The following is a 25,227-nucleotide window of genomic DNA, read 5'->3' as shown; positions in this document are numbered from 1 at the left end:
CGTGCCCGAGGACGAGAAGACCCCGGCCCGGCAGATCATCACGGACTACGCGCAGCAGCATTTCCGGTACTTCCGCACCACCGAAGGCACCGTGTACGCGCAGAAGAACGGCCACCCCGTCGCCCGGCCGATCCGCTCCCAGGGCACGACCGGCAGCCACCGGCAGGAACTCATGGTTGGCCTCTACAACGACGGGATCGGCTCCTTCAACGGCACCGCCCTCAAGGAGGCGTTGGACTTGATCGAAGCACTCGCCCTCAGCCAGGAGGTCCAGGCCACCCACATCCGGGTCGCCCCGGGATTCGACGGTGCGACCTGGCTGGACCTGGGACGCGACGACGGGCAGTCCGTCCGTATCCACCCCACCGGCTGGGACATCCGCGTCCCCGACCCGCGTGAGGTGTGCTGGCGGCGCACCCAGCTCACTGGCGAACTGCCCCTTCCCGAGGGGGACACCGACGGGAAGGGCATCGACGCTCTGCTGCGGCTGTGCAACTTCGCCGGGGCGGAGAGCGAGTGCCTGGCCGTCGCCTGGGTGATCGGCTGCCTGGAGCCGTCCGTACCCGTCCCCGCCCCGTTCCTCACCGGCCCCCAGGGCGCGGGGAAGTCCACTGCGGCTCGCATGCTGATGCGGATCGTTGAGGGCATGACCGGGGACCTTCGGCGCGCGCCGAAGGACGAGGAGAACCTGATCACGGCCGTGGCCGCCGGATGGATCACGGCCCTGGACAACCTCTCGCACCTGCCGCCTGACCTGTCCGATCTGATGTGCTGCATCGTGACCGGTGCCGAGAGCATCAAGCGGGCGCTGTTCAGCGACGGCGACGTCTACCGCTCCCGCTACCGCCGGCCGCTCCTGCTGACCGGCATCGACGTGGGCGTCATCCGCCCCGACCTCGCCGAACGCCTTCTCCCCCTGCGCTTGGTGCGGCCTCGGGTGCGGCGGACCGAGGCGGAGCTGTGGGCGGAGTACGCGCAGGTTCTGCCGGTCATCCTCGGTTCCCTCCTGGACCTGACCGTCAAGGTCCGGGCCGCCGAGGCCGACATCCCCGCCGACCTGCGCATGGCCGACTTTGCCCACCTGTGCGCGCAGCTCGACGCCGCGAGCGGCTTCGGGGCCCTGAACGCCTACCGGGCGGGCCTGGACGAACTCAACGACGACGTGATCGAGGGCGACCTCATGGCACAGACCGTCCTCAAGCACGCTGCCGGCGCCGAGCCGGGCGAGGAGGTCCGGATGACGTCGGCGGAGTGGCTGCACACCGTCACCCAGCTCTACGCGGGCGAGGACTTCCGGCCCCTTCCCAAGGGGTGGCCCACCACCGGCAAGGTCTTCTCCGACCGCCTCAAACGGCTCCAACCGACCCTCGCCGCCCGCGGCGTCCTCGTCGACTGGGGACGCACCAAAGCCGCCCGCTACATCGCGATGACCCGACCGGCCGCCGAGCCGCCGGGCCAGCAGCAAGAGGCGTTCTGACCCGCGCCCCGAAGTCGCACCCGTACGAGCAAGAGGAGCACGCCCCGCCGGGCGGGGGTGCTCCTCTTGCCTGTCCGGCGGCTTGCCGCCCCTGCAAGGGTCGCGCCGCGAAGCGGCCCCTTCTTCCTCTTGAGCAGAGCGCACCACAACAGAAACCACCCCCTCTTTTTCCTAAGAGAAGAGATGCTGCGTCACCCGCGTCACCAGAGGCCCCAAAACGGCCTGTGATCTGCGAATACACGGGTGACGCAGACGGCCAACGGCTGCGTCATCCTGCGTCACCTGCGTCACCTCCTCTGACACCCAATGACGCGAGGTGACGCAGCCGGTGACACACAGCCGCCCACTGCGTCACCCCAAAACCGCAGGTCAGATGCCGAAATGACGCAGATGACGCGATGACGCAGAAATCCCGGCCTCGGACACCACGCCACGACCCCCGCCAAGGAGCGTGCTCATGCACGACGTTCATGTCGCCGCGACCCACTCCGCAGATCCAACGCTCGTTCTGCTGACTGTCGAAGAGGCAGCCCGCCGACTCTCCGTCGGCCGGACCACGTGCTTTCACCTCATCGCCTCCGGACAGCTGGAGTCCGTGCCCATCGGCCGGCTTCGCCGAGTGCCGGCGGAAGCCGTGACCGACTTCCTCGCACGGCTCCGTGAAGCGCACCGTCCTACCTCCACCGCTGCCTGAAGGGCTGCCCATGACAGAGAACAAGCGGACCCGCCAGCCCAACGGCCGCAGCTCCATCTATTTCGGGAAGGACGGAAAGTGGCACGGCCGCGTCACGGTCGGCGTGCGCGACGACGGCTCACCTGACCGGCGCCACGTCGAGCGCAAGACCCGTGCCGAGGTCACGGCCGCCGTACGGGAGCTGGAGAAGGACCGGGAGGCCAAGACCGTGCGCAAGCCGGGCAAGGCCATGACCGTCAAGGCCTGGCTGACGCACTGGATCGAGAACGTCGCGCCCCTCGTGGTCAACGACAACACGATGGTTGGGTACGGCGTGGCCGTGCGGAAGCACCTCATCCCCGGACTTGGAGCGCACCGTCTCGACAGGCTCAAGCCCGAGCACATCGAGATCTTCTACGCGAAGATGCAGGCCAACGGCAGCAAGCCCGCGACCGCTCACCAGGTGCACCGCACCTTCCGCACCGCGCTCAACGAGGCAGTGCGCCGCGGCCACCTCGGGAAGAACCCGGTCCAGTTGGCCAAGGCGCCGAAGACCGGCGACTACGAGGCGGAGCCCTACACAGTAAAAGAGGTGCAGCGGCTCCTTGAGGCCTCCGGCCGGCAGCGGAATTCGGCGCGCTGGGCCGTCGCGCTCGCCCTCGGGCTGCGTCAGGGGGAGGTGCTTGCCCTGAAGTGGGTGGACGTGGACCTTGAGGGTGGATTCCTCGTGGTCCGCCGGAGTCGCCACCGGCCTCAGTACGCGCACGGGTGCAGCGACCCCTGCGGTCGAAAGGCCGGGTACTGCCCGGAGAGGCGGCGCAGCAACCCGGAGACCTCCGTCACCAAGTCGCGTGCCGGCCGTCGCGCGGTAGGTCTCCCGGAGCAGCTCGTCGACCTGCTGCGAGCCCACCGCAAGGTCCAGGATGAGGAGCGGCGGGCCGTTGGGAAGCGCTGGGTAGAAGGGGACTGGGTGTTCCCCGACGAGCACGGGCGCAGCCCTTCGCACCGGAGGGACTGGGCCGAGTGGAAGGCACTGCTCGTGGAAGCGAAGGTTCGCGACGGGCGCCTGCACGACGCGAGGCACACAGCCGCCACGGTGCTGCTCATCCTCGGTGTCCCCGAGCGGGCCGTCATGGGCCTCATGGGGTGGTCGACCACGGCCATGGCCGCGCGGTATCAGCACATGGTCGACGCGGTGCGGAGCGACGTCGCGCGGCAGGTCGACGGGCTGATCTGGAAGGCCGCGGCGGACCGGACGGACGAGGGCGACGACGGTGCAGCTGGCGTGCTCGTACCGGCCAAGTGAGACGGGAACTGAGACGAACAGCCAAATGGGCGGCACCCCGTGTGGGGGCCGCCCATTCGTTTTGGCTGGTCGGGCCATCAGAAGCCGTGACCGGAATCGAACCGGCGTAACTCGCTTTGCAGGCGAGTCCCTCAACCACTCGGGCACACGGCTGGGTGGTGGTGATGGGTATGACCGTACGAGGGTGCCCGAGGGGTGGGGAAGGGGTAGGGCGGCTGTGCAATGCGACTGCCATGCCGCGTTCACAGTCCGGGGTGCGGAGCGGGACCCCGACGGCCCGGGCTCGCAGCTCCCGGCCGGTCGTGGCCAAGCAGTCCCCGGCCCCACCCCTGTCGGCGCAGCCCGCGCACACGGAACTCTCTGTCGGATATCTGTGCCGATGAGTTCGTGGGGGCGAAGCCGGCGCAGGCCGGCCGGCCGGGACGTGGGCAAGCCGTCGGGGCGCCGGCAGGCCTAGGACCAGGGGCCGAGGTGGGATACGCCGAAAGGACAGGGTCGCTACAGGGGTACGCACCTTACGCTGGGGCGATGAGCGCCCACCCGCAGCGAGCCGCCGCACCCACCGGACCGATACCCGACCACCCGAAGGGCGGGATCCTCGGGCCCGCGTACCGGACGCTCAGCATCGGGATCATCTCCGTCATCTTTCTGATCGCGTTCGAGGCGACCGCGGTCGGGACGGCCATGCCGGTGGCCGCCCGGGAGCTGGACGGGATCGGGCTGTACGCCTTCGGCTTCTCCGCCTACTTCACCACCAGCCTCTTCGGGATGGTGCTCTCCGGGCAGTGGGCCGACCGGCAGGGGCCGCTGCGGCCGCTGACCGTGGGGATCGGGTCCTTCGCCGCCGGGCTGGTGTGTTCCGGGACCGCCGGGGCGATGTGGATGTTCGTGCTCGGGCGGGCCGTGCAGGGGTTCGGGGGCGGGCTGGTCATCGTCGCGCTCTACGTGGTGGTGAGCCGGGCCTACGAGGAGCGGCTGCGGCCCGCGATCATGGCGGCCTTCGCCGCGAGCTGGGTCGTGCCCTCGATCGTGGGACCGCTGGCCGCGGGAACCGTCACCGAGCACCTCGGATGGCGCTGGGTCTTCCTCGGGATACCCGCGCTGGTCTTCGTACCGCTGGCCGTGGCGCTGCCCGCGATCCGGCGGACCGCCTCGGGGCCGGTGGACCCCGGGGCTCCGCCCGTGGCGTTCGACCGGCGGCGGATCAAGCTGGCGCTGGGGATCTCGGCCGGCGCCGGGCTGCTGCAGTACGCCGCGCAGGCTGCGTCCAATCCAGGCGCGCGGTGGCTGTCGCTGCTGCCGGGGCTCGCGGGGGCGGCGCTGCTGGTGCCCGCCGTGCTGGGGCTGCTGCCGCGCGGGACCTACCGGGCGCGGCGCGGGCTGCCGTCGGTGGTGCTGCTGCGGGGCGTGGCGGCGGGGTCGTTCATCGCGGCGGAGAGCTTCGTACCGCTGATGCTGGTCACCCAGCGGGGGCTGAGCCCGACGCTGGCCGGGTTCTCGCTCGCGCTGGGCGGGGTGACGTGGGCCGCGGGTTCCTGGGTGCAGTCGCAGGGGCGGCTGGCACCGTACCGGGAGCGGCTGATGGTGCTGGGCATGATCATGGTCGCCGCGTCCATCGCCGGGGTGCCGGCGGTGCTCGTGGAGCGGGTGCCGGTGTGGACCCTGGCGCTGGTGTGGGCGGTGGGGTGCCTGGGGATGGGGCTCGTCATCGGCTCCACGAGCGTGCTGCTGCTGAAGCTGTCGGCGCCGGAGGAAGCGGGCGCGAACTCCGCCTCGCTGCAGATCTCGGACGCGCTGGCGAACGTGGTGCTGCTCGCTGCGGGCGGTGCGGCGTTCGCTGCGCTGGGCGGGGGAGCGGTGGGTGCGGCGCACTCCGCGGCGGAGGGTGCCGGTGCTTCGCACCCCGGTGCCTTCCTGGTGGTGTTCCTGCCGATGGCCTGCGTGGCGCTGGTGGGGGCATGGGTCGCCACCCGGCTGGACCTCGTCCCGGGAGCCTGGCGGGGGCCCGGCCGGACCGGGCGGGGGCCCGGCCGGACCGGGCCGACGGCGGGGGAGGGCGGCGGAGCGGTGGCCGCGGCCGGGGCAGGAACGGGAGCGGGAACCGGAGCGGGGGCCGGGGCGGAGGACACCGTAAAGGCTTGACCGGACTGCCGGACTGCCGGACTGCCGGACTGCCGGACTGCCGGACTGCCGGACTGCCGGACTGCCAGGTCGCTGGGCCCTCGGTCCGCCGGACCCCTGGGCCGTTGGGCCTTCGGGCTGCCGGACCCCCGGACCGCCCGGCTGCCGGACCGCCGGGCCGCTGGGCCTTCGGACCGCCGGGCCGCCAGGCCGCCGGACCCCCGGACCGCCAGGCCGCTGGGCCCTCGCACCGCCGGACCCTCGCACCGCCGGACCGCCGGACCGCCGGACCGCCGGACCGCCGGACCGCCGGACCGCCGGGCCGCCGGGCCGCCGGGCCGCCGGGCCTTCGGACCCCGGGCCGCCGGGCCTTCGGACCCCGGGCCGCCGGGCCGCTGGGCCTTCGGACCGCCGGACCCACGGGCCGCCAGGCCGCGGGGCCCTCGGCCCCTGGCCTCCGGACCGTCAGGCTGCCGAGCCCCGGCGTCTTCGGGTCCTGCATCGGTGGGGATGGGATGCAGCCCGGGCAATTGCGGGAAGCCCGGCGGGGCCCGCATGAAGGTCAGGGCCGCGCCGCCCGGTGCCGTGACTCCGCCGCGTCGGGGACTCGGTGGTCCGCGCGAGCGGTGGTGGCCTTGGCCGCGGTCTGCGCGGCTGCCGCCGCCTCCAGCAGGGGCCAGCCGTCGACCTCCGCCGGCTGCCGTGACTCCGGGTCCCAGCCCTGGGCCAGGGCCGCGTCGAGCAGGGCCCGTACGGCGCCCGGCTCGTGCAGATTGAGGTCCGCGCCCCGGACGAGGCCCACGTCCCCGGAGCCGAAGGGGGCCCCGCCCGGGACGTAACGGCCCGGCCCGGCGGCGAAGACGATGCGCAGCGCTCCGCCGGCGCCGGCGGGCTGCGGGTACAGGGTGAGTGTCTGGCGGCAGTCCACGGGCCGGCCCGTGTCGTCCTTGCGGTGGCCGTGGCGCACCGTCCACGCGTACGCGCGCCCGTCGGCGAGCAGTCGGCGGGTTTTCCTCGGGCTGCGGGGCACGGACCCGAGGGTACGGGCCCTGCGAAAACGGGGCGCAGCCGCCGGGGCGGCGGCCGTAGCATCCGGGGATGAACGAGCTGATCATCGGGCTGCCCGAGCAGGAGCTGGCGGAGTTGGCCGATCTCGCCGATGCCACGGGGCAGAGCGTCGAGGACGCCGCGCTGGCGGCCGTACGGGCCTGGGTGCGCGGGGAGCGCGAGCGCGCCGGGAGCGAGGCCGCGCGACTCGCCGGCCGGCACGCGGGGCTGCTGCGGAGGCTCGGGGAATGAGCACCGGACAGCACACGGGGCAGGCAGGGCAGGCAGAGCAGGCAGGGGGCAGCGGGCGGGGCGTCAGGTACCTGACCCTCGCGGAGGTGCTCGGGCTCGCGCGGTATGCCTGTCTCGCTCAGGAGCAGTCCGTCGAGCTGCGGGCCCCCGGACTGCTGGAGTCCGCGGTGCACCGGCCGCGGGCGCGGATGTTCGGGGCCTCGGCCTACGAGGACACCTACGAGCAGGCTGCGGCCCTGCTGCACGGGATCGCGACGAACCACCCCCTCGTCGACGGGAACAAGCGCACGGCCTGGCTCGCCGCCGCCACCTTCCTCGCCCTCAACGGGGTCGATCTCGGCGACGCCGACCAGGACTCCGCGTACGACCTGGTCATCGACGTCGCGGCGGGGAACGAGGCGGACATCGGGCGGATCGCGGAGCGGCTGCGCGCGCTGGACCCGCGAATGTGACGCTCGCCGCACGCGCCGAGGTCACGGGCCTGTCCCTCCGCGGGGGGCGGGCCCGGGCCGGTAAGGTGGCCCGGTTGTCCTACGTACGACTGCCCGTACCGCCGGCCGTACCCGTACCGATGCCCGGATCGCACGCCCGGACCGGATCGGATGCGCCGCCGAGAGCCCGAACCGGAGACCGTGACTACTACCGCCTCCCACCACCTCTCACCCGCCTTCCCCGGCCGCGCGCCGTGGGGTACCGCCAGCGCCCTGCGAGCTTGGCAGCAGGGTGCGCTGGACCGGTACCTGGAGACCCAGCCGCGCGACTTCCTCGCCGTCGCCACCCCCGGCGCCGGCAAGACCACCTTCGCGCTGACCCTCGCGTCCTGGCTGCTGCACCACCACGTGGTGCAGCAGGTGACCGTCGTCGCGCCCACCGAGCACCTGAAGAAGCAGTGGGCGGAAGCCGCCGCCCGGATAGGGATCCGGCTGGACCCGGACTACTCCGCCGGCCCGCTCAGCAAGGAGTACCACGGGGTCGCCGTCACGTACGCGGGTGTGGGCGTGCGCCCGATGCTGCACCGCAACCGGTGCGAGCAGCGCAAGACCCTTGTCATTCTTGATGAGATTCACCATGCCGGTGACTCCAAGTCGTGGGGCGAGGCCTGCCTCGAGGCCTTCGACCCGGCGACCCGGCGGCTCGCCCTCACCGGTACGCCCTTCCGGTCCGATACGAATCCCATTCCCTTCGTGGCTTATGAGGAGGGGAACGACGGGATCCGGCGGTCCTCCGCCGACTACACGTACGGCTACGGGAACGCGCTCGGCGACGGGGTCGTGCGGCCCGTCATCTTCCTCTCCTACAGCGGCAACATGCGCTGGCGCACCAAGGCGGGCGACGAGATCGCCGCGCGCCTCGGCGAGCCGATGACCAAGGACGCCATCTCGCAGGCCTGGCGCACGGCGCTCGACGCGCGCGGCGACTGGATGCCGAACGTGCTGCGCGCCGCCGACCAGCGGCTGACCGAGGTCAGGAAGGGCATCCCGGACGCGGGCGGGCTGGTCATCGCCGCCGACCAGGATTCCGCGCGCGCCTACGCCAAGCTGATCCGGGAGATCACGGGGACCAAGGCCACCGTCGTCCTGTCCGACGACACGGGCGCCTCGAAGCGGATCGACGAGTTCGCCGCGAGCAACGACCGGTGGATGGTCGCCGTCCGCATGGTGTCCGAGGGCGTCGACGTGCCGCGGCTGGCGGTGGGCGTCTACGCCACCACCATCTCGACCCCGCTGTTCTTCGCGCAGGCCGTCGGGCGCTTCGTGCGCTCGCGCCGGCGCGGCGAGACGGCCTCGGTGTTCCTGCCGACCATCCCCTACCTGCTCGGCTTCGCCAACGAGATGGAGGTCGAGCGCGACCACGTCCTCGACAAGCCGAAGAAGCAGGGCGAGGAGGACCCGTACGCCGACTCCGAGAAGGAGATGGAGGAGGCGAACAAGCAGGAGGACGAGGACACCGGCGACGAGGAGCAGATGTCCTTCGAGGCTCTGGAGTCCGACGCCGTCTTCGACCGGGTGCTGTACGACGGCGCCGAGTTCGGCATGCAGGCGCACCCGGGCAGCGAGGAGGAGCAGGACTACCTCGGCATCCCCGGGCTGCTGGAGCCCGACCAGGTGCAGATGCTGCTCCAGAAGCGGCAGTCGCGGCAGATCGCGCACAGCAAGCGCAAGCCGGACTCGGAGGCCGACCTGCTGGAGCTGCCCGCCGACCGGCGGCCGGTGGTCTCCCACAAGGAGCTGCTGGAGCTGCGGAAGTCGCTCAACACGATGGTGGGCGCCTACGTCCACCAGAGCGGCAAACCGCACGGGGTCCTGCACACCGAACTGCGCCGCGTGTGCGGCGGACCGCCGAGCGCGGAGGCCACGGCGGGACAGCTGCGCGAGCGGATCAAGAAGGTCCAGGAGTGGGCCACCCGGATGCGGTGATTTCCTACGGAATGCGGAGCGCGGGGCGCGCGGAGATTCGTACGGTCCACGCCCCGCCGGGGCCTCGTGGCGGGGGCGCCGGATCCGTGGTGGGAGGCCCTGCGGGGGCGTTCGGGGCAGAGGTGGGGGAGCGCGTCGCGGCCGGGGGCCGTAGGTCACGAATTGACAGCGATGCGCGTTTTCAACCGGCATAAAACGGCAGTAGGCGCCCGGATTCTGGACGAGCCCTTCCGCTGAGCGGACCCGCTCGCTAGTGTCCCCGCATCGAACGCCCCGTGGCAGCGCCGCTGCGGGAGCGCAGCCGGTGCCATGGCCGCTACCGGCGGCCTCTCCGTGCGTCGCCGAGGGACCGGCGGCGCGCTCCCCAGAGAGTCACCGCCGCCCACCGAAAGAGGGAGAGGCGTCGTGACCGCGGAAACCTCCCAGACTCTCGACCGAGGACTCCGAGTTCTCAAACTGCTCGCCGACACCGACCACGGTCTGACCGTCACCGAGCTCTCCAACCGCCTCGGTGTGAACCGCACCGTGGTCTACCGCCTCCTGGCCACCCTCGAACAGCACGCCCTGGTCCGCCGCGACCTCGGCGGCCGCGCCCGCGTCGGGCTCGGCGTGCTGCGCCTGGGCCGCCAGGTGCACCCGCTGGTGCGCGAGGCGGCACTGCCGGCGCTGCGCTCCCTCGCCGAGGACATAGGCGCCACCGCGCACCTGACCCTCGTGGACGGAACCGAAGCGCTCGCCGTCGCGGTCGTCGAACCGACCTGGACCGACTACCACGTGGCTTACCGCCCCGGCTTCCGCCATCCGCTGGACCGCGGGGCGGCCGGCCGGGCCATCCTGGCCGCCCGTCAGGGCACGCTCATCGAGCCCGGGTACACGCTTACCCACGGGGAGCTCGAAGCGGGCGCCAGCGGCGCCGCCGCGCCCCTCGTGGGCATCACCGGGCTGGAGGGCAGCGTGGGCGTCGTCATGCTGGCCGACGCCGTGCCCGAGCGGGTCGGCCCGCGCGTGGTGGACGCCGCCCGAGAGGTGGCCGACGCGCTGCGCTGAGCAGCGCAGCACGACATCGAGCAGGACACCGAGCCGCGCCCCCGACCGCCGGGGGCGCGGCTCGACCCGTTCGGGGGCACCCGCGCTAGATTGGCCCGGTGCTCTCTCGCCTCACACGTCTGCCGCGTCCCGCCGCCCTCGCCGTCTGCGCCGTGCCCGTGCTCGCGCTGTTCGCCGTCGCGGCCCTCGCCCCGCTGCCCTTCGTGATCGCGCAGCCGGGCCTCACGGCCGACGTGCTCGGCTCCCGTGACGGCAAGCAGGTCATCAGCATCACCGGAGCCCCCACCCGCGAGACCACCGGCCAGCTGCGGATGACCACCATCCAGGCCACCGGCCCCTCCACCTCCGTCACTCTCCCCGAGCTGGTCGGCGACTGGTTCGACACCACCCGGGCGGTCATGCCCAGGGAGTCGGTGTACCCGTCGGGCGGAAGCGACAAGGAGATCGAGAAGCACAACCTGGAGGAGATGACCAAGTCGCAGTCGACGGCCTCCGCGGCCGCCCTGGGCTTCCTCCACAAGGACCCGAAGGACGTGAAGGTCGAGCTGAACCTCGCCGACGTCGGCGGTCCGAGCGCCGGACTGCTCTTCTCCCTCGGCATCGTCGACAAGCTCGACGGGAACGGCAGCGGCGGCGACCTCACCGGCGGCAGCACCATCGCCGGTACGGGCACCATCACCGCGGACGGCGAGGTCGGCGCGGTCGGCGGGGTGGCCCTGAAGACTCAGGCCGCGCGGCGCGACGGCGCGAGCGTGTTCCTCGTACCGGCGGCGGAGTGCTCGGACGCCAAGTCCGAACTCCCCGAGGGGCTGCGGCTGGTCCCCGTCACCTCGCTGACGGATGCGGTCAGCGCGCTGCGGGCTCTGCAGAAGGGCGAGCAGGCTCCGTCCTGCTGAGCAGGGGGGCCGCAGGGGCCGCCTCCATGGTGCGCCAGGACGGGAACACCAGCGGGGAGAGCGTGGCGAGGAAGTAGATCCCGCCGAACACCAGCAGCGCCTGCGTCACCCCGAAGCCGTCGACCAGCAGGCCGGCGGCCAGCCCGCCCAGCGGCATCGCCAGCTCGCAGCCGGCCGTGGTCACGCCCGCGACCCGGCTGCGCAGGGCGTCGGGGACCTTCTCCATCATCACGGTCGTCAGGATCGGGTTGAGCACGCCCGCGCCCAGCCCGGACAGCGCCATCGTCACCGCGAGCGGCAGCGGGGTGTCGGTGAAGGCGGCGACCACGTACCGCGGGGCCCCGCACAGCAGGAAGGCCGCGGCGAAGACGGCCCTACGGGGGAACCGCTCGCCCCAGGCTCCGTAGAGCAGGGCCCCCAGCAGCGCGAACCCGCCGAAGAGGGCGATCATCAGGCCGAGCGCGGTGGGCCCGCCGAGGACCTCGCTGCCGTGTACGGGAAGCAGGACCGAGGACCAGCCCTGGTCGATGCCGTTGGTCATCATCACCATCACCGTGATGCCCAGGAGCAGCCGCTCCCGGGTCAGGAACCGCCAGCCCTCGGCGAGTTCGGTCCGGTAGCCGGTCAACGACACCTTCGCGGCGTCACGCTGCGGCTCGGCTGCCGGTACCCCGCGCAGGAACGCGGTGACCAGCAGCGCGGAGGCGCCGAAGGTGGCCGCGTCGAGGAGCAGGACGGACTCGGCGCCGATCGTGCCGACCAGTACGCCGGCCAGCACTGCCCCGATCATGCGGGCTCCGCGCGAGACGGCGTCGTAGAGGCTGGCGGCACGGGCGACGGTGGTGCCGGCGTGCTCGGCGAGGTGGGGGAGGAGGACGTAGCGCGCGGTCAGTCCGGGCGTGTGCACGAGGCCGCCGACGGCCATCAGCGCGCACAGCATCCAGAATTCCAGCAGCCCGGCGTAGTGCAGCAGCGGGATGGCTCCCACGGACAGTGCGCAGATCAGGTCGGAGACGGCGGAGACCCGGCGGCGGCCGATCCGGTCGATGACCGGGCCCCCGACGAGGGCGGCCACCACGACGGGCAGGGTCGCGCAGAAGGCGACGATCCCGGCCCGGCCGGCGCTGCCCGTGGTCTGGAGCACGAACCAGGGCACGCCGATGAGGGTCAGCGAACTCCCGGCTATGGAAATGGTGTTGGCGAGCAGGACGGCGATGAAAGGGCGACGGCTCACACGAGGCCCCCGTGCGGGCGGGAGATCCGGGTGTTGCGGACGATGCGCGCCTGCAGGTGGGCGGGCTGGATTAGGCGGATCCCGGCGCTGATCAGGGCCTCGCCGACCCGGTTGCGCAGGGCGGAGGCGGGGTGGCGGCACAGGTGCGGCGCGGCCTCGCGGGCACGGCGCCAGGCGGCGGCCTCGGCGGTGCGGGTGGCGTGGGTGTCGGCGTGGATTTCGGCATGGCTGAAGGCGTGCACGGCAGGACTCCTTCTGCGAAAGGAAACGAAGGAAACGAAGGAAGGGGTGATGTGGGCTACTGGGCGCGCCGGGGGAAGGCGTGCGTGTGGAAACGGACCGTCTCCGTGCCTTCGGTGGGCGGCAGATCGCGGTAGCTGTTGACCAATTCGTGCATCTTGTGGACCAGTTCGAGGCTCTGCTCGGCGGTCAGCTGGAGCGCGAAGTCGCTGAGGTCGGAGGCCCGGCGCCACTCCACGGGCCAGCTGGGGGCGTCGCTCATCCAGGTGGCCAGCTCCTGGGCGTGGATCTTCGCGATCTCGGTCAGGAAGACCTCCGCGGCGCCGCGCGTGGTGGGGTCGGTGTCGTAGATCAGCGACTCGTCGAACGAGGTGCCGTCCTGAGAGGGCCGCCACCAGCGCTCACGGCCCTTGCCGTGCTCGGGGGCGTCCTCGACGAACCCGTACGCGGCGAGCTGGCGCAGGTGGTAGCTGGTGGCCCCGCTCGATTCCCCGAGCCGCTCCGCGAGTTGCGAGGCGGTGGCCGGCCCGTGCAGGCGCAGGTCGCCCAGCAGGCGGATGCGCAGCGGGTGGGCCAGGCCGCGCAGGGAGTGAGCGTCGAGCTGCCGGAGCTTCGGCTGGGCCGGCTGCTGGGGGTCGGGGTTCTCGGGCATGCCTCAACAGTAGAGTTGCAAAGGACTCTGTGCAAGGGTTTCTTTGCAACTACTTCTTTGCATCCATTTCTTTGGAACTCGTCCCGGAGTCGGCCCGGAGTCCGCCCGGAGTCGGCCCGGACTCGGCCCGGACTCGGCCGGACCTCAGCCCTCCTTGATGAACCCCTCCGCCACCAGCCATTCCTTCGCCACCCCGTGCGGATCCCGCCCCTCCACGTCCACCAGCGCGTTGAGCCGCTGCGCCGTCTCCGTCGTCAGCCGCTTCGACAGGGGGTCCAGGAGGCCGGCGATCTCCGGGTACTTCTCCAGGGTCTTCGCGTGCAGCTCCGGCGCCGCGTTGTAGTTGGGGAAGAAGTGCCGGTCGTCCACGAGGGTGTCCAGGTCCATGGCCTTGATCCGGCCGTCCGTGGTGAAGGCCTCGCCCAGCAGGCAGGAATCGGACTTGGAGACCTGCGTGTAGATGATCCCGGCGTCCATCTTCATGACGTTGCCCGCCGGGATGTTCATCCCGTACGCCTTCTCCATCCCCGGCAGCCCGTCCTCCCGCGAGGCGAACTCGTTCTCCACGCAGACCGTCACCGCCGAGGGGTCGCGCCGCGACAGCTCCGCCACGTCCGACATGGTCTTCAGCCCGTACTTGGCGTTGTTCTTCTTGCTGATGGCCAGCGTGTACGTGTTGTTGAGCGTGGACGGCGGCAGCCAGGCCACGCCGTTCTTCACGTCCGCGTCCCGCACCGCCTCCCACTGCGCGTACGGGTCGGTGATCGGCTTGTCGTTGCCGAGGTAGGTGATCCATGCCGTGCCCGTGTACTCGTACATCGCGTCCGCGTCGCCCTGGATGACCGCCTCGCGGGCGCTGATCGACCCGGGCAGGTTGGTGCGGTCCAGCACCTCCGCGCCGGCCGCCTTGAAGATCAGGCCGATCATCTGGCCGAGCACGATGTTCTCGCTGAAGTTCTTCGAGGTGACCGTGAGCGAGGCGCCCTTGAGGGGCTGCCCCTGGCCGACCGAGCCCGGTACGACGTCGTCCACCATCGGGGACCCGCTCTTGAGCCCGCAGCCGGAGAGCGCGAGCAGGGGCAGCAGGGCCGCGCAGGCCGCAGTCGTCCTCACGCCGAACCTGCCCATCTACGCCTCCAGCCCGCGCGGGGTCAGGACCGTCTCGGCCAGTGAGGCCAGCCAGTCCACGAACAGGGCCAGCACCACCGTCAGCACCGAGCCCAGCACCAGGACGGGCATCCGCTGGGTCTGGATCCCGGAGGTGATGAGGTCGCCGAGGCCCCCGCCGCCGCCGAAGGTGGCCAGGGTCGCGGTGCCGACGTTGAGGACGAGGGCCGTCCGTACGCCCGCCAGGATCAGCGGGACGGCCAGTGGCAGTTCCACCTTCATCAGGGTCCCCAGCGAGGACATCCCGATCCCGCGCGAGGCCTCCACCAGCTGCGGGTCGATCCCGCGCAGCCCCGCGACGGTGTTGGACAGCACGGGCAGGACGGCGTAGGCGACCATGCCGATGATCGCCGTCGAGGGGCCGATGCCGAGCCAGATCACCAGCAGCGCCAGCAGGCCGATGGCCGGGGTGGCCTGGCCGATGTTGGCGACGGCGGTGACCAGCGGGGCGGCCCGGCGCAGGCCGCGGCGGGTGAGGGCGATGCCGAGCGGGATCGCGATGACCAGCACCCAGAAGGTGGAGATCGCGGTGAGCCGGACGTGCTGCCACAGCCTCAGCTCGACGTTGCCGTCCTTGAGGGAGTTCTCGGCGATCGTGTCCAGGGTGGCGTTGGTGATCCACAGGTACGTGGCCAGCAGCACCAGCGCCAGCACGATCGGCAGGGTCACCAGCCGGGCCCAGGTGAGCCGGCGCCCGGGGCGGGGCGGCGCGGTGGAGGCCATGACCTCCTCGCCGGGCTCGGGCTCCCCGGGGTCCCGGAAGACGTGTCCCTTGAGCTCGTGCTCGCCGGGCGGGCGTTCGGGGGAGACCGGGTTGCGCGGGCTCATGAGCCCTCCGAGCCGTCCCGGAGCCCCTCCAGGTCCCGCTCGACGCGGTGGTGGCGCAGCTCCTCCAGGTCGTGGGCGTGCTCGGCGGCCGTCAGCCGGTCGGCCTCCAGCATCTCGTGCACGGAGTTCATCAGGGTCTCCATGTCCACGACCCCGATGTACTCGCCGCGCCGCCCGGTGACGGCCACCCGGCCGCCGCTGTCGGTGAGCACGGCCTCCAGGGCGTCGTGCAGGGTCGCGTCCCGGGTCACCGTGTCGTGCACGAGCTGGCCGGCCCGGGCCAGGGAGCCCTTGGCGCGCATCAGGTCGCCGCGGCGCAGCCATTTGTACGGGCGGCCGCGCCGGTCCAGCATCAACAGCTCGTTGCCCTGGCCGGCGCGCAGGGTGCTGAAGATCTGCTGGAGCGGGTCGTCCACGGACACGGTCGGGAACTCGGCGATCTCCACGTCCCGCACCCGGGTGAGGTTGAGCCGTTTGAGGGCCGCCCCGGCGCCGACGAACCCGGAGACGAAGTCGTCGGCGGGGTTGGTGAGGATCGCCTCGGGGGTGTCGAACTGGGCGATGTGCGAGCGCTCGCGCAGGACGGCGATCCGGTCGCCCAGCTTGATGGCCTCGTCGAAGTCGTGGGTGACGAAGACGATCGTCTTGTGCAGCTCGTGCTGGAGCCGGATCAGCTCGTCCTGGAGGTGGTCGCGGGTGATGGGGTCGACGGCGCCGAAGGGCTCGTCCATCAGCAGGACGGGCGGGTCGGCGGCGAGCGCCCGGGCCACGCCCACGCGCTGCTGCTGGCCGCCGGAGAGCTGGCGGGGGTAGCGGCCGTGGAACTCGCGCGGGTCCAGGCCGACCAGGTCGAGCATCTCCTCCACCCGGTCCTTGACGCGGGACTTGGACCAGCCGGTCATCTTCGGGACGAGGGCGATGTTCTCGGCGACCGTCATGTGCGGGAAGAGCCCGGAGGACTGGATCGCGTACCCGATCTTGCGGCGCAGTTTGACCGGATCCATGTCGGTGACGTCCTCGTCGCCGATGCGGATCCGGCCGGAGCTGGGCTCGATCAGCCGGTTGATCATCTTGAGGGTGGTGGACTTCCCGCAGCCGGAGGGGCCCACGAAGACCACCAGCTCGCCCGCCTTGATCTCCATCGAGACGTCGTCGACGGAGGGGTTGGGGTTGCCGGGGTAGCGCTTGGTGAGGTTCTCCAGCTGGATGGGGGCGCCGGAGGTGACGGCCGGCTGCGGGCTCGTCGTCGGCGCGGACGTCGGCTCAGACACGGATTCCCCTCGGGATGGTGAGACGGCCGAGCAGGACGTACGCGGCGTCGAAGAGCAGGGCGAGGACGACGACCCCGAGCGTCCCGGCCAGGACCTGGTTGATGGCGTTGGCGCTGCCGAGCGAGGCGATCCCGCGGAAGATCTCGTTGCCCAGGCCGGGCCCGGAGGCGTAGGCGGCGATGGCCGCGATGCCCATCAGCATCTGCGTGGAGACCCGGATGCCGGTCAGGATCGGCGGCCAGGCGAGCGGCAGCTCCACCTTCAGCAGCTGGGCGGTGCGCGACATCCCGATGCCCCGGGCGGCGTCGACCAGGGCCGGGTCCACCCCGCGCAGTCCCACGATGGAGTTGCGGACGATGGGCAGCAGCCCGTACAGCGTCAGGGCGATCACGGTCGGCGCGACGCCGAGGCCGACGATCGGGATCAGCAGGCCGATCATGGCGAGGGAGGGGACGGTCAGCACCGTGGAGGTGGAGGTGACCGCGAGGTTCCCGGCCCAGCCGCTGCGGTAGGTGAGGACGCCGATGGCGACGCCGAGGGCGGTCGCGATCACCATGCACTGGAAGACGGCGCTGGCGTGCTGGAAGGCGTCGGTGAGGAGCTGCTGGTGGCGGTTGGACAGGTAGGACCAGAAGCTCATGCCGCGTCACCTCATCCGTCGTCAGTCGTCTTCGGCCGCCTGTTCGACCAGGGGGATGATCCGCAAGGGTACGGGGTTTTCCATCACAATCGCCGTCGAAGCACGAACAATCCCATCAAACGCGACAACCCGGTCGATCACCCGCTGGAGATCGGCGTTGGACCGGGCCACGAGCCGGCACAGCATGTCCCCGTGCCCGGTCGTCGTGTGCAGCTCCAGCACCTCCGGCACCCCGTCCAAGTGGGCCCGTACGTCCGCCCCTTGGCCCTGCTTGATCTCCAGCGTGGCGAAGGCCGTCACCGGGTACCCCAGGGCCGCCGGATCCACCTGGGGACCGAACCCCCGGATGACTCCGTTCGACTGAAGCCGGTCCAGCCGGGCCTGCGCGGTACCGCGCGCCACGCCGAGCCGGCGCGAGACCTCCAGGACCCCGATCCGGGGCTCCCGGGCGAGCAGGACGATGAGCCGGCCGTCGAGTTCGTCGATTCCCATGGGTGCCTCCGGGGCGGTCGGTCGGTGGTCATAGTGCACAGATATTCCAGCCATGGTGGGCTGAGACTGGTCAGTCTGTACAGCAGAAATGGAAACTATTGCGCAGCTTGTGGAACGGCGGGACTCTGCCGTCATGACTGAGACCCAGCCGCTCGACGCCGCACCCGCCACCGCCGCCAAGGCCGATCCCTTCCCGGTCAAGGGCATGGACGCGGTCGTCTTCGCCGTAGGCAACGCCAAGCAGGCCGCGCACTACTACTCGACCGCCTTCGGCATGAAGCTCGTCGCCTACTCCGGACCGGAGAACGGCACCCGCGAGACGGCCAGCTACGTCCTGACCAACGGCGCCGCGCGGTTCGTCCTCACCTCGGTCATCAAGGCCTCCACCGACCGGGGCCGCTTCCTCGCCGAGCACGTCGCCGACCACGGCGACGGCGTCGTCGACCTCGCGATCGAGGTCCCGGACGTGAAGGCGGCCTACGCCTACGCCGTCGAGCACGGTGCGCGCGGCCTGGACGAGCCGTACGAGCTGACCGACGAGCACGGCACGGTGCGGCTGGCGGCCATCGCCACCTACGGCCAGACCCGGCACACCCTGGTCGAGCGCGGCGACTACACCGGCCCCTACCTGCCCGGCTTCGTCTCCGTCGCCCCGATGGTCGAGCCCCCGGCCAAGCGCACCTTCCAGGCCATCGACCACTGCGTGGGCAACGTCGAGCTCGGCCGGATGAACGAGTGGGTCGCCTTCTACAACAAGGTCATGGGCTTCACGAACATGAAGGAGTTCGTGGGCGACGACATCGCGACCGAGTACTCGGCGCTGATGTCGAAGGTCGTCGCGGACGGCACCCTCAAGGTGAAGTTCCCGATCAACGAGCCGGCGATCGCGAAGAAGAAGTCGCAGATCGACGAGTACCTGGAGTTCTACGGCGGCGCCGGCGTCCAGCACATCGCGCTCGCGACCAACGACATCGTCCGGACGGTACGGGCCATGCGGGCGGCCGGCGTGGAGTTCCTGAACACCCCGGACTCCTACTACGACACCCTCGGCGAGTGGGCGGGCGAGACCCGGGTCCCCGTCGAGACCCTGCGCGAGCTGAAGATCCTGGTCGACCGCGACGAGGACGGCTACCTGCTGCAGATCTTCACCAAGCCGGTCCAGGACCGCCCGACCGTCTTCTTCGAGATGATCGAGCGCCACGGGTCGATGGGCTTCGGCAAGGGCAACTTCAAGGCCCTGTTCGAGGCGATCGAGCGGGAGCAGGAGAAGCGGGGCAACCTCTAGCGGGTTGCGGGAACCGGGGTGGGGGCCCTGCGGGCCCGCTCCCGGGGCTCCGCCCCGGACCCCGCGCCTCAAACGCCGGCGTTTGAGGCGCGGGTCCGCGCAGCGGTGCCCTGTCCCGGCTCAGCGGCCCGACGGGGACGGCTTCGGCTTCGGCTTCGGGGAAGGCTTCGCCTTCGGGAGTTCGGGGGCCACCCACGGCTTGGTGGGCTGCATGTTCTCCGGGCCGCCCGCCGGGGGCTTGCCGATCGCCGCCAGGGCCTCCTTCGCCAGCGGCGCCCGCACCGGCGAGAACCGCGGATTCGTCCGCAGGGCCTCCTCCAGGTGCCGCCGCGCCGCCGCGTCATCGCCGAGGCCCCGCTCGATCAGCCCCCGGTGGTACGCGAAGTCCGCGAGCCGCACACCCTGCTCCGTGGCCTTCTTCGCGTACTCCAGCGCCGCCACGTCATCGCCCGACTTGTGCAGCGCCCACCCCAGCGCGTCCGCGACCTGCACGCTCTTGTGCCGCGACCACTCCGCCGTCAGGCGGCGCACCGCCGCCGTCGGGTCGCCGTGGTCCGCCTCGAACCGGCCCAGCAGGACCTCCTCGTTCACCCCGGTCCGGGCGGCCTGCGCCGGGAGCCCGTCGTACACCGCCTTCGCCTCGTCGCCCCGGCCCAGGGACTCCAGCAGCTCGCCCAGTTCCAGCGCCAGCGCCGGCACCGCGGCCCGCCCCAGCGCCAGCCGGTAGTCCCGTACCGCCTCCCCGCCCCGGCCCAGCGCCGCCAGCACCCGCGCCCGCCCGCCCAGCGCGCCCGCCTGGCCCGGATCGGTGCGCAGCGCCGCCTCGTACTGCTTCAGCGCCTCCGTGTGGTCGCCGCGCTCCCACGCCAGCTCCCCGAGCCGGAACAGCACGTACCCCTTCTCCGCCGGGGCCTTCGCCGCGCCGCCCGCGTGCTCCATGGACATCGCCGCGTCCTCGCGCCAGCCCCGGTCGCGGTACACCTGGGAGGCCTTCATGAAGGCCGCCAGCCCCGGCCGCAGCTCCACCAGGCGCTCCATCGCGGCCTGCGCCGCCTTGTACTCCCCGAGGCCGGTGTACGCGTCCACGAGCACCGGGTACGCCGTCCACCGCTTCGGCTCCTGCGCCCGTACGAGCTCGCCCCACTTCTTCCCGGTCCCGAAGTCCCGCCGGGCGTTGGCCAGCGTGCCCATGCCCGTCATCGCGTCGAAGTTGCCCTTCTCGGCAGGGCGCAGCTCCAGCGAGCGCTTCAGGGCGCCCTCCGCCTTCGGGTACCAGGCCGGATCGGCCGTCCGGCGCGCCTGCTCCAGGTACGCCGATCCCAGCACCGCCCACGAGCCCTCGTCGTCCCGGTGCTCCGCGACCCACTTCTCCCGGTCCGCGACCAGCGCCACCAGGTCCACCGCCGCCACCGGCGCACCCATGCCGACCGCCGCCCGGGCCCGCTCGCTGGGCCCCGGCGGGCGCGCGTCGTCGCCCGTGCGGGCCGGCCGGATCAGCAGGGCCCCGGCGATCAGGACCACCAGGGCCGCCGCCGCCACGAGCGTCTTGCGGCCGGTGAAGGTCACGGGCGGGGCAGCCTGCTGGTGCCTCTCCTGCCTCTCCAGGGAGGCGGATGCGTCGCGCAAAGGGTCCATGAAGTCACTGTGCGTCAATATGAAGAGCCCGCCGAGGTGTCCGAAGGGCGTCGCGGCCGTGTTCACACCGATGGCCCCGGCTGCCACGCTGGCCCCATGGATGACGACATGGGCGACGACGTTTCAAGCGAGCTCCGCACGCTGCTCCTGGAAGGCCTCCCGCCCGAGGCCCTGCTGACGGACCCCCAGGTGACCGCCTCCTACGCCACCGACATGGCGAGCTTCTGCGCCGCCGGCACCCCGGCCGCGGTGGTCCTGCCCCGGACCGTCGAACAGGTCCAGCACGTCCTGCGCACCGCCCACGCGCTGCGCGTCCCCGTCGTCCCGCAGGGTGCCCGCACGGGCCTGTCGGGCGCGGCCAACGCCTCCGACGGCTGCATCGTGCTGTCCCTCGTCAAGATGGACCGGATCCTGGAGATCGACACCGTCGACCGGATCGCCGTCGTCGAACCGGGCGTCGTCAACGCCGTCCTCTCGCGCGCCGTCGCCGAGCGCGGCCTCCACTACCCGCCGGACCCCTCCAGCTGGGAGCAGTGCACCATCGGCGGGAACATCGGCACCGCCGCCGGCGGTCTGTGCTGCGTCAAGTACGGGGTCACCGCCGAGTACGTCCTCGGCCTCGACGTGGTCCTCGCCGACGGCCGGCTCCTGCGGACCGGCCGCCGCACCGCCAAGGGCGTCGCGGGGTACGACCTCACCCGCCTGTTCGTCGGCTCCGAGGGCAGCCTCGGCGTCGTCGTCCGGGCCGTCCTCGCCCTGCGCCCGGCCCCGCCCCGCCAACTCGCGCTGGCCGCCGAGTTCCCCTCCGCCGCGGCCGCCTGCGCAGCCGTCTGCGCCGTCATGGAGGCCGGTCTGACGCCCTCGCTGCTCGAACTGATGGACCGTACGACCGTCCGCGCCGTCAACGCGCTCGGGAAGATGGGGCTTCCGGAGACCACCGAGGCCCTGCTGCTCGCCGCCTTCGACACCCCGCACGCCCCCGAGGACCTGGCCGCGGTGGGGGAGCTGTGCACCGCCGCCGGGGCGAGTGCCGTCGTACCGGCCGAGGACGCGGCGGAGTCCGAACTGCTGCTCCAGGCCCGGCGGATGGCCCTGCCCGCCCTGGAGGCCCTGCGACCCGCGACGATGATCGACGACGTGTGCGTACCGCGCACCCGGCTCGCCGAGATGCTGGACGGGACCGCCGCCATCGCCCGTACGCACGACCTGCTCATCGGGGTCTGCGCGCACGCCGGCGACGGCAACACCCACCCCATCGTCTGCTTCGACCCCGCCGACGAGGACGAGGCGCGGCGGGCCCGCGCCTCCTTCGAGGAGATCATGGCGCTGGGGCTCGAACTGGGCGGGACCATCACGGGGGAGCACGGGGTCGGCGTCCTGAAGAAGGAGTGGCTCGCCCGCGAACTCGGCCCGGTGGGGCTGGAGATGCAGCGCGCCGTCAAACAGGCCTTCGACCCGGAGGGACTGCTCAACCCGGGCAAGCTCTTCTGAGTCACAGGCCCCCCTCGGTCACAGGTCCCCCCTCCGTCACAGGTCCCCCTCGGCCGACTCGTCCGACGGCCACGGGTCGCGCATCCACAGCTCGTCGGCCGGCGTCGGGGCGAGCAGCTCGGCTAGGGCCTCGTCCAGGCCGAGCCGGTCGGCCTCGGTGCCGGGCGGCACGATCCGCAGGGTCCGCTCCAGCCAGGCCGACACCGACACGGCGGGGGCCTCCAGCAGGGCGTCGCCGTCGGGCGAGCTGAGCGCCATGCACAGGACGGCCTGCTGGCCGACCTTCGTGGGCCAGATCCGCACGTCGCCGTGGCCGCACGGGCGGAACACCCCCTCGACCAGCAGCTCGCGGGCGAAGGTCCAGTTGACCGGGGTGCTGGAGCCGGTGTGGAAGGTGATGTGCACGGCGTACGGGTCGTCCGTCAGGTACAGCAGCCGCGCGGGGACGGGGACGCTGCGCTCGGGGGACAGGACCAGCTTGAGTTCCAGCTCGCGCTCGACGACGGGGTGGTGCATGGCGGCCTCACTTCGGTACGGGGTGCGGTGCGTGTTCGGGTGCGTGTTCGTTCGGGCGGTGCGCGGGGCCTTCGAGCGGCCCGCACCCGGAGAGAGCGCCGAAGTGCCGGGGTATGACGCGACTTCGCCGGACACGTCGAGGATTGGCCGAAATCAATCGGCTGACCGAAATCATGCGTACGGGACGGTGATCGCCTGTGTTCGCCGGCGTTCGTCCGCGTTCCCCCGAACGCTTGGATTCTCCCGTTACCGGACCTGTCGGGGGGCGGTTCTTGGCTATGGTCCACCCCTGCAAGAAGCCTCAAGCCACGATCGGAGTTGGGGACATTGACGGCCTCCCCTGGTGACGGCGAGCACGCGGCCCGCGAGGGCTATTACCCCGATCCGTCCATCCCCGGGTACGTCAGGTTCTGGAACGGCCTGAACTGGGTTCCCGGTACGAGCCGCCCGGCGGCCCCTGCCGACGAGACGGGTCCGGTGTTCCTCGACCAGACGGGCGCGCACGAGGCCCTGCGCACCCCGGAACGCCACCCGGTGCCCCGCCCCGCCCCGACCCCGGCCCGGATCCCGTCCCCCGCGCCGTGGCCGGAGCCGGCCGCTGCCGGGTCGGAGACCCCTTGGCGTGAGCCGGCCGCCGCCGGGTCGCAGCCCCCTTGGCGTGAGTCGGCCGCAGCCGGGTCGGAGACCTCTCCGCGTGCGCAGCCGGGGTCCTGGCCGGAGCCCACTGGCTCCGCGGCGTCCCCGGGCGGGAGCCCGGCCCTGGCCCCCGCGCCGTGGCCGGAGCCGGCCGCCGCCGGGTCGGAGGCCCCTGGGGGGGAGTCTGCCGCTGCCGGGGTGGGGGCCTCTTCGCGTGCGCAGCCGGGGTCCTGGCCGGAGCCCACTGGCTCCGCGGCGTCCCCGGGCGGGAGCCCGGCTCCGGCCCCCGCGCCGTGGCCGGAGCCGGCCGCTGCGGGGCAGGGGAGCGTTCCGGGTGCGCAGCCGGGGCCCTGGGCGGAGCCGGCGGAAGCCGGGTCGGAGACCCCTTCGCGGAGGCAGTCGGAGTCTGCGGCTGCCGGAGCGGGGGGCTCTTCGGGTGCGCAGCCGGGGGCCTGGCCCGAGCCCGCCGCTTCCCGGGCGGAGCCCGCTCCGCCGTCGGAGGTCGAGTCCTGGGCGGAGTCCGTCTCCCGGGCGGAGGTCGAGTCCTGCGCCGAGCCCGCTTCGGCGGCGGAGGCCGGGGCCGAGCCCGCCGGCTGGCAGGTGGATCCGCTCCAGCAGTCCGGGTTCGGCGGGCCGCGCGACCGCCGGGTGTCCTGGGGCCACGAGGAGGGCCCCGCCGCCCGGCCCGCCGGGATCTCCCTGGCCCGCACGCCGGTCCCGGCCCCTACGGCCCACCCGGCCGCGGCCCCGGAGCCGATGCAGGCCCAACACCAGGCCCAGTCCCGTCCGCAGGATCGGGATCAGCGCCCGGCCCAGGATCAGCACCAGGCTCGGCCCGGGCCGCAGGCCCAGGACCAGCGTCTGGTCCTGGGCGAGCAGCAGGGGCAGGGCCAGGGTCAGCACCAGGATCAGCGTCTGGTCCGGGGCGAGCAGCAGGCGCAGGGCCAGGGTCAGGATCAGCATCTGGTCCAGGACCGGCATCAGGCCCAACACCTGGCCCAGGGCCAGCACCAGGCCCAGGCCCAGCCGCAGGCCCAGGCTCAACACCGGGCCCAACGCCAGGCCCAGCCGCAAGCCCAGCCCCCGGCGCACCGCTCGGCGCAGGCGCAGGCGCAGGCGGCCCCCGGGGCTGCCGGTCTGCCCGCGCAGGCGTCAGGTTCCGCAGCCCCCGGAGGGACCCGTTCCGCAGCCCCCGGCGGGTCCCGGGGGATCGGGATCCTGTCGGCGCCCTCCCCGGTCGGCGCGGCCGCGGCCGCGGCTTCGGCCCGGGCGGCCGCCGGGCAGGCCACCGCGCGGCCCGCCGCCCCGGCGGACCCGGACGCGGAGCCGGGGGAGCGCCCCGCCCCGGGCCGGACGACGGTTCCGGCGGCGGCAGAGCTCCCGCAGCGTCCCGAGGGGACCGGCCGCGCGGTGTTCGAGCGGATGGCGGAGCGGGCCGTGCGCCCCGCCGGGCTCGTGCGCCGCGCGACGGCCCGGCTGCTGGACTCCTTCGTGTACGCCGCCGTCGCGACCGGGGTGGCCCTGCCCCTCGTGCCGGCGACGACCGCGCACCTCCAGGCCAAGGTCGACGCCGCCCGGGCGGCCGGCCGGACCACCACCGTGTGGCTGCTCGACGGGACCACCGCGGGCTCGCTGGGCCTCGTACTGGGAGCCGTCCTCCTCTTCGGCGTCTTCTACGAGGCCCTGCCCACCGCCCGCTGGGGCCGCACCCCGGGCAAGAAGCTGCTCGGCGTACGGGTCCTGGCCACCGCCACGCTGCGCCCGCCCGGCTTCGGCGCCGCGCTGCGCCGCTGGCTGGTGTACGCCCTCCTGGGCCTCCCCGGGGCCCTGTGGGCCCTCGCGGACCGCAGACGCCGCCGGACCCTCCACGACCGCGCCGCACGCACGTACGTGGCCCGCTAGGC

The 25,227-nt window shown here is 72.6% G+C and carries 23 protein-coding genes, 1 tRNA gene and 1 pseudogene; 13 read left to right on the top strand and 12 right to left on the bottom strand.

Annotated elements, in window-relative coordinates; translation table 11 throughout:
- Position 1: 1 nt before the first annotated feature.
- The 3 genes from NLX94_RS15535 (at position 2) to NLX94_RS15525 (ending at position 3,456) form a co-directional block, all read left to right on the top strand.
- A complete protein-coding gene (locus NLX94_RS15535) occupies positions 2-1,477 on the top strand; it encodes a virulence-associated E family protein (protein ID WP_254383293.1) in 1,476 nt (491 codons plus the stop codon).
- Positions 1,478-1,934: 457 nt separating this feature from the next.
- Positions 1,935-2,171, top strand: coding sequence for an excisionase family DNA-binding protein (locus NLX94_RS15530; RefSeq protein WP_254383292.1), 237 nt, complete (start codon positions 1,935-1,937; stop codon positions 2,169-2,171).
- A gap of 10 nt (positions 2,172-2,181) precedes the next feature.
- Complete coding sequence (locus NLX94_RS15525) at positions 2,182-3,456, top strand: site-specific integrase (RefSeq protein WP_254383291.1); 1,275 nt, start codon at positions 2,182-2,184, stop codon at positions 3,454-3,456.
- 81 nt (positions 3,457-3,537) lie between these two features.
- Here NLX94_RS15525 and NLX94_RS15520 read toward each other — a convergent pair.
- Positions 3,538-3,609: transfer RNA gene (locus NLX94_RS15520), tRNA-Cys, on the bottom strand.
- A 375-nt stretch (positions 3,610-3,984) separates the two neighbouring features.
- On the opposite strand from NLX94_RS15520, the gene NLX94_RS15515 reads away from it, so the two are divergent.
- Positions 3,985-5,598, top strand: a complete 1,614-nt coding sequence (locus NLX94_RS15515) for an MFS transporter (protein WP_254383290.1) — start codon at positions 3,985-3,987, stop codon at positions 5,596-5,598.
- Between the two features lie 541 nt (positions 5,599-6,139).
- Here the strand turns inward: NLX94_RS15515 and NLX94_RS15510 are convergent.
- Positions 6,140-6,607: a hypothetical protein gene (locus NLX94_RS15510; RefSeq protein ID WP_254383289.1), complete on the bottom strand. Its 468-nt coding sequence runs from the start codon at positions 6,605-6,607 to the stop codon at positions 6,140-6,142.
- Positions 6,608-6,675: 68 nt separating this feature from the next.
- Here NLX94_RS15510 and NLX94_RS15505 point away from each other — a divergent pair, with 68 nt between their 5' ends.
- From NLX94_RS15505 to NLX94_RS15485, 5 genes are all read left to right on the top strand, one after another.
- Positions 6,676-6,876 carry a hypothetical protein gene (locus NLX94_RS15505; protein ID WP_254383288.1) on the top strand — a complete coding sequence of 67 codons (201 nt, stop codon included), beginning with the start codon at positions 6,676-6,678 and terminating at the stop codon, positions 6,874-6,876.
- Positions 6,873-7,328: a type II toxin-antitoxin system death-on-curing family toxin gene (locus NLX94_RS15500; protein ID WP_254383287.1), complete on the top strand. Its 456-nt coding sequence runs from the start codon at positions 6,873-6,875 to the stop codon at positions 7,326-7,328. Before NLX94_RS15505 ends, NLX94_RS15500 begins: the two co-directional genes overlap by 4 nt.
- A gap of 150 nt (positions 7,329-7,478) precedes the next feature.
- Entirely contained in the window at positions 7,479-9,293 is a 1,815-nt protein-coding gene (locus NLX94_RS15495) for a DEAD/DEAH box helicase (protein WP_374683954.1), read from the top strand.
- Positions 9,294-9,698: 405 nt separating this feature from the next.
- The gene (locus NLX94_RS15490) at positions 9,699-10,340 is read left to right on the top strand and encodes an IclR family transcriptional regulator (RefSeq protein WP_054222485.1); all 642 of its coding nucleotides are present in this window, start codon (positions 9,699-9,701) and stop codon (positions 10,338-10,340) included.
- A gap of 98 nt (positions 10,341-10,438) precedes the next feature.
- Positions 10,439-11,236 carry a S16 family serine protease gene (locus NLX94_RS15485; RefSeq protein ID WP_254383285.1) on the top strand — a complete coding sequence of 266 codons (798 nt, stop codon included), beginning with the start codon at positions 10,439-10,441 and terminating at the stop codon, positions 11,234-11,236.
- Here the strand turns inward: NLX94_RS15485 and NLX94_RS15480 are convergent.
- From NLX94_RS15480 to NLX94_RS15445, 8 genes are all read right to left on the bottom strand, one after another.
- Positions 11,187-12,470, bottom strand: a complete 1,284-nt coding sequence (locus tag NLX94_RS15480; protein ID WP_254383284.1) for an MFS transporter — start codon at positions 12,468-12,470, stop codon at positions 11,187-11,189. The two genes, NLX94_RS15485 and NLX94_RS15480, sit on opposite strands and share 50 nt — an antisense overlap.
- Positions 12,467-12,712 carry a hypothetical protein gene (locus NLX94_RS15475; RefSeq protein WP_254383283.1) on the bottom strand — a complete coding sequence of 82 codons (246 nt, stop codon included), beginning with the start codon at positions 12,710-12,712 and terminating at the stop codon, positions 12,467-12,469. The genes NLX94_RS15480 and NLX94_RS15475 overlap by 4 nt, the downstream gene beginning before the upstream one ends.
- 56 nt (positions 12,713-12,768) lie before the next feature.
- Positions 12,769-13,362, bottom strand: a complete 594-nt coding sequence (locus tag NLX94_RS15470) for a transcriptional regulator (protein WP_254383282.1) — start codon at positions 13,360-13,362, stop codon at positions 12,769-12,771.
- A gap of 144 nt (positions 13,363-13,506) precedes the next feature.
- Entirely contained in the window at positions 13,507-14,490 is a 984-nt protein-coding gene (locus NLX94_RS15465) for a glycine betaine ABC transporter substrate-binding protein (protein WP_254383281.1), read from the bottom strand.
- Positions 14,491-15,357, bottom strand: coding sequence for an ABC transporter permease (locus tag NLX94_RS15460; protein ID WP_254383280.1), 867 nt, complete (start codon positions 15,355-15,357; stop codon positions 14,491-14,493).
- On the bottom strand, positions 15,354-16,628 hold the full coding sequence (locus tag NLX94_RS15455; protein ID WP_254383279.1) for an ABC transporter ATP-binding protein: 1,275 nt from the start codon (positions 16,626-16,628) through the stop codon (positions 15,354-15,356). Before NLX94_RS15455 ends, NLX94_RS15460 begins: the two co-directional genes overlap by 4 nt.
- The gene (locus tag NLX94_RS15450; RefSeq protein WP_254383278.1) at positions 16,621-17,268 is read right to left on the bottom strand and encodes an ABC transporter permease; all 648 of its coding nucleotides are present in this window, start codon (positions 17,266-17,268) and stop codon (positions 16,621-16,623) included. Before NLX94_RS15450 ends, NLX94_RS15455 begins: the two co-directional genes overlap by 8 nt.
- Before the next feature lie 21 nt (positions 17,269-17,289).
- A complete protein-coding gene (locus tag NLX94_RS15445; protein ID WP_112448141.1) occupies positions 17,290-17,760 on the bottom strand; it encodes an Lrp/AsnC family transcriptional regulator in 471 nt (156 codons plus the stop codon).
- A 133-nt stretch (positions 17,761-17,893) separates the two neighbouring features.
- Between NLX94_RS15445 and hppD the strand changes: the two genes are divergently transcribed.
- Positions 17,894-19,045 carry a 4-hydroxyphenylpyruvate dioxygenase gene (gene hppD / locus NLX94_RS15440; protein WP_254383277.1) on the top strand — a complete coding sequence of 384 codons (1,152 nt, stop codon included), beginning with the start codon at positions 17,894-17,896 and terminating at the stop codon, positions 19,043-19,045.
- A gap of 120 nt (positions 19,046-19,165) precedes the next feature.
- On the opposite strand, the gene NLX94_RS38940 is transcribed toward hppD, so the two are convergent.
- On the bottom strand, positions 19,166-20,680 hold the full coding sequence (locus NLX94_RS38940; RefSeq protein WP_302169438.1) for a tetratricopeptide repeat protein: 1,515 nt from the start codon (positions 20,678-20,680) through the stop codon (positions 19,166-19,168).
- A 96-nt stretch (positions 20,681-20,776) separates the two neighbouring features.
- Here NLX94_RS38940 and NLX94_RS15430 point away from each other — a divergent pair, with 96 nt between their 5' ends.
- A complete protein-coding gene (locus NLX94_RS15430; RefSeq protein WP_254383276.1) occupies positions 20,777-22,171 on the top strand; it encodes an FAD-binding oxidoreductase in 1,395 nt (464 codons plus the stop codon).
- A gap of 36 nt (positions 22,172-22,207) precedes the next feature.
- Here NLX94_RS15430 and NLX94_RS15425 read toward each other — a convergent pair whose 3' ends face one another.
- Positions 22,208-22,687 carry an SsgA family sporulation/cell division regulator gene (locus tag NLX94_RS15425; RefSeq protein ID WP_254383275.1) on the bottom strand — a complete coding sequence of 160 codons (480 nt, stop codon included), beginning with the start codon at positions 22,685-22,687 and terminating at the stop codon, positions 22,208-22,210.
- Positions 22,688-23,005: 318 nt separating this feature from the next.
- Between NLX94_RS15425 and NLX94_RS39355 the strand changes: the two are divergent.
- Both NLX94_RS39355 and NLX94_RS39350 read left to right on the top strand, forming a co-directional pair.
- Positions 23,006-23,140 (top strand): annotated as a pseudogene (locus tag NLX94_RS39355) (DUF2510 domain-containing protein); the annotation flags it as partial.
- Between the two features lie 783 nt (positions 23,141-23,923).
- Positions 23,924-25,225 (top strand): RDD family protein, encoded by a 1,302-nt coding sequence (locus NLX94_RS39350; RefSeq protein WP_254383375.1) that lies wholly within the window; start codon positions 23,924-23,926, stop codon positions 25,223-25,225.
- Positions 25,226-25,227: the final 2 nt, after the last annotated feature.

Source organism: Streptomyces sp. TBY4 (assembly GCF_024213195.1).
Lineage (GTDB): Bacteria > Actinomycetota > Actinomycetes > Streptomycetales > Streptomycetaceae > Streptomyces.
The sequence above is the reverse complement of the archived record's forward strand: the minus strand, read 5'-3'. Positions and strand labels throughout refer to the sequence as shown.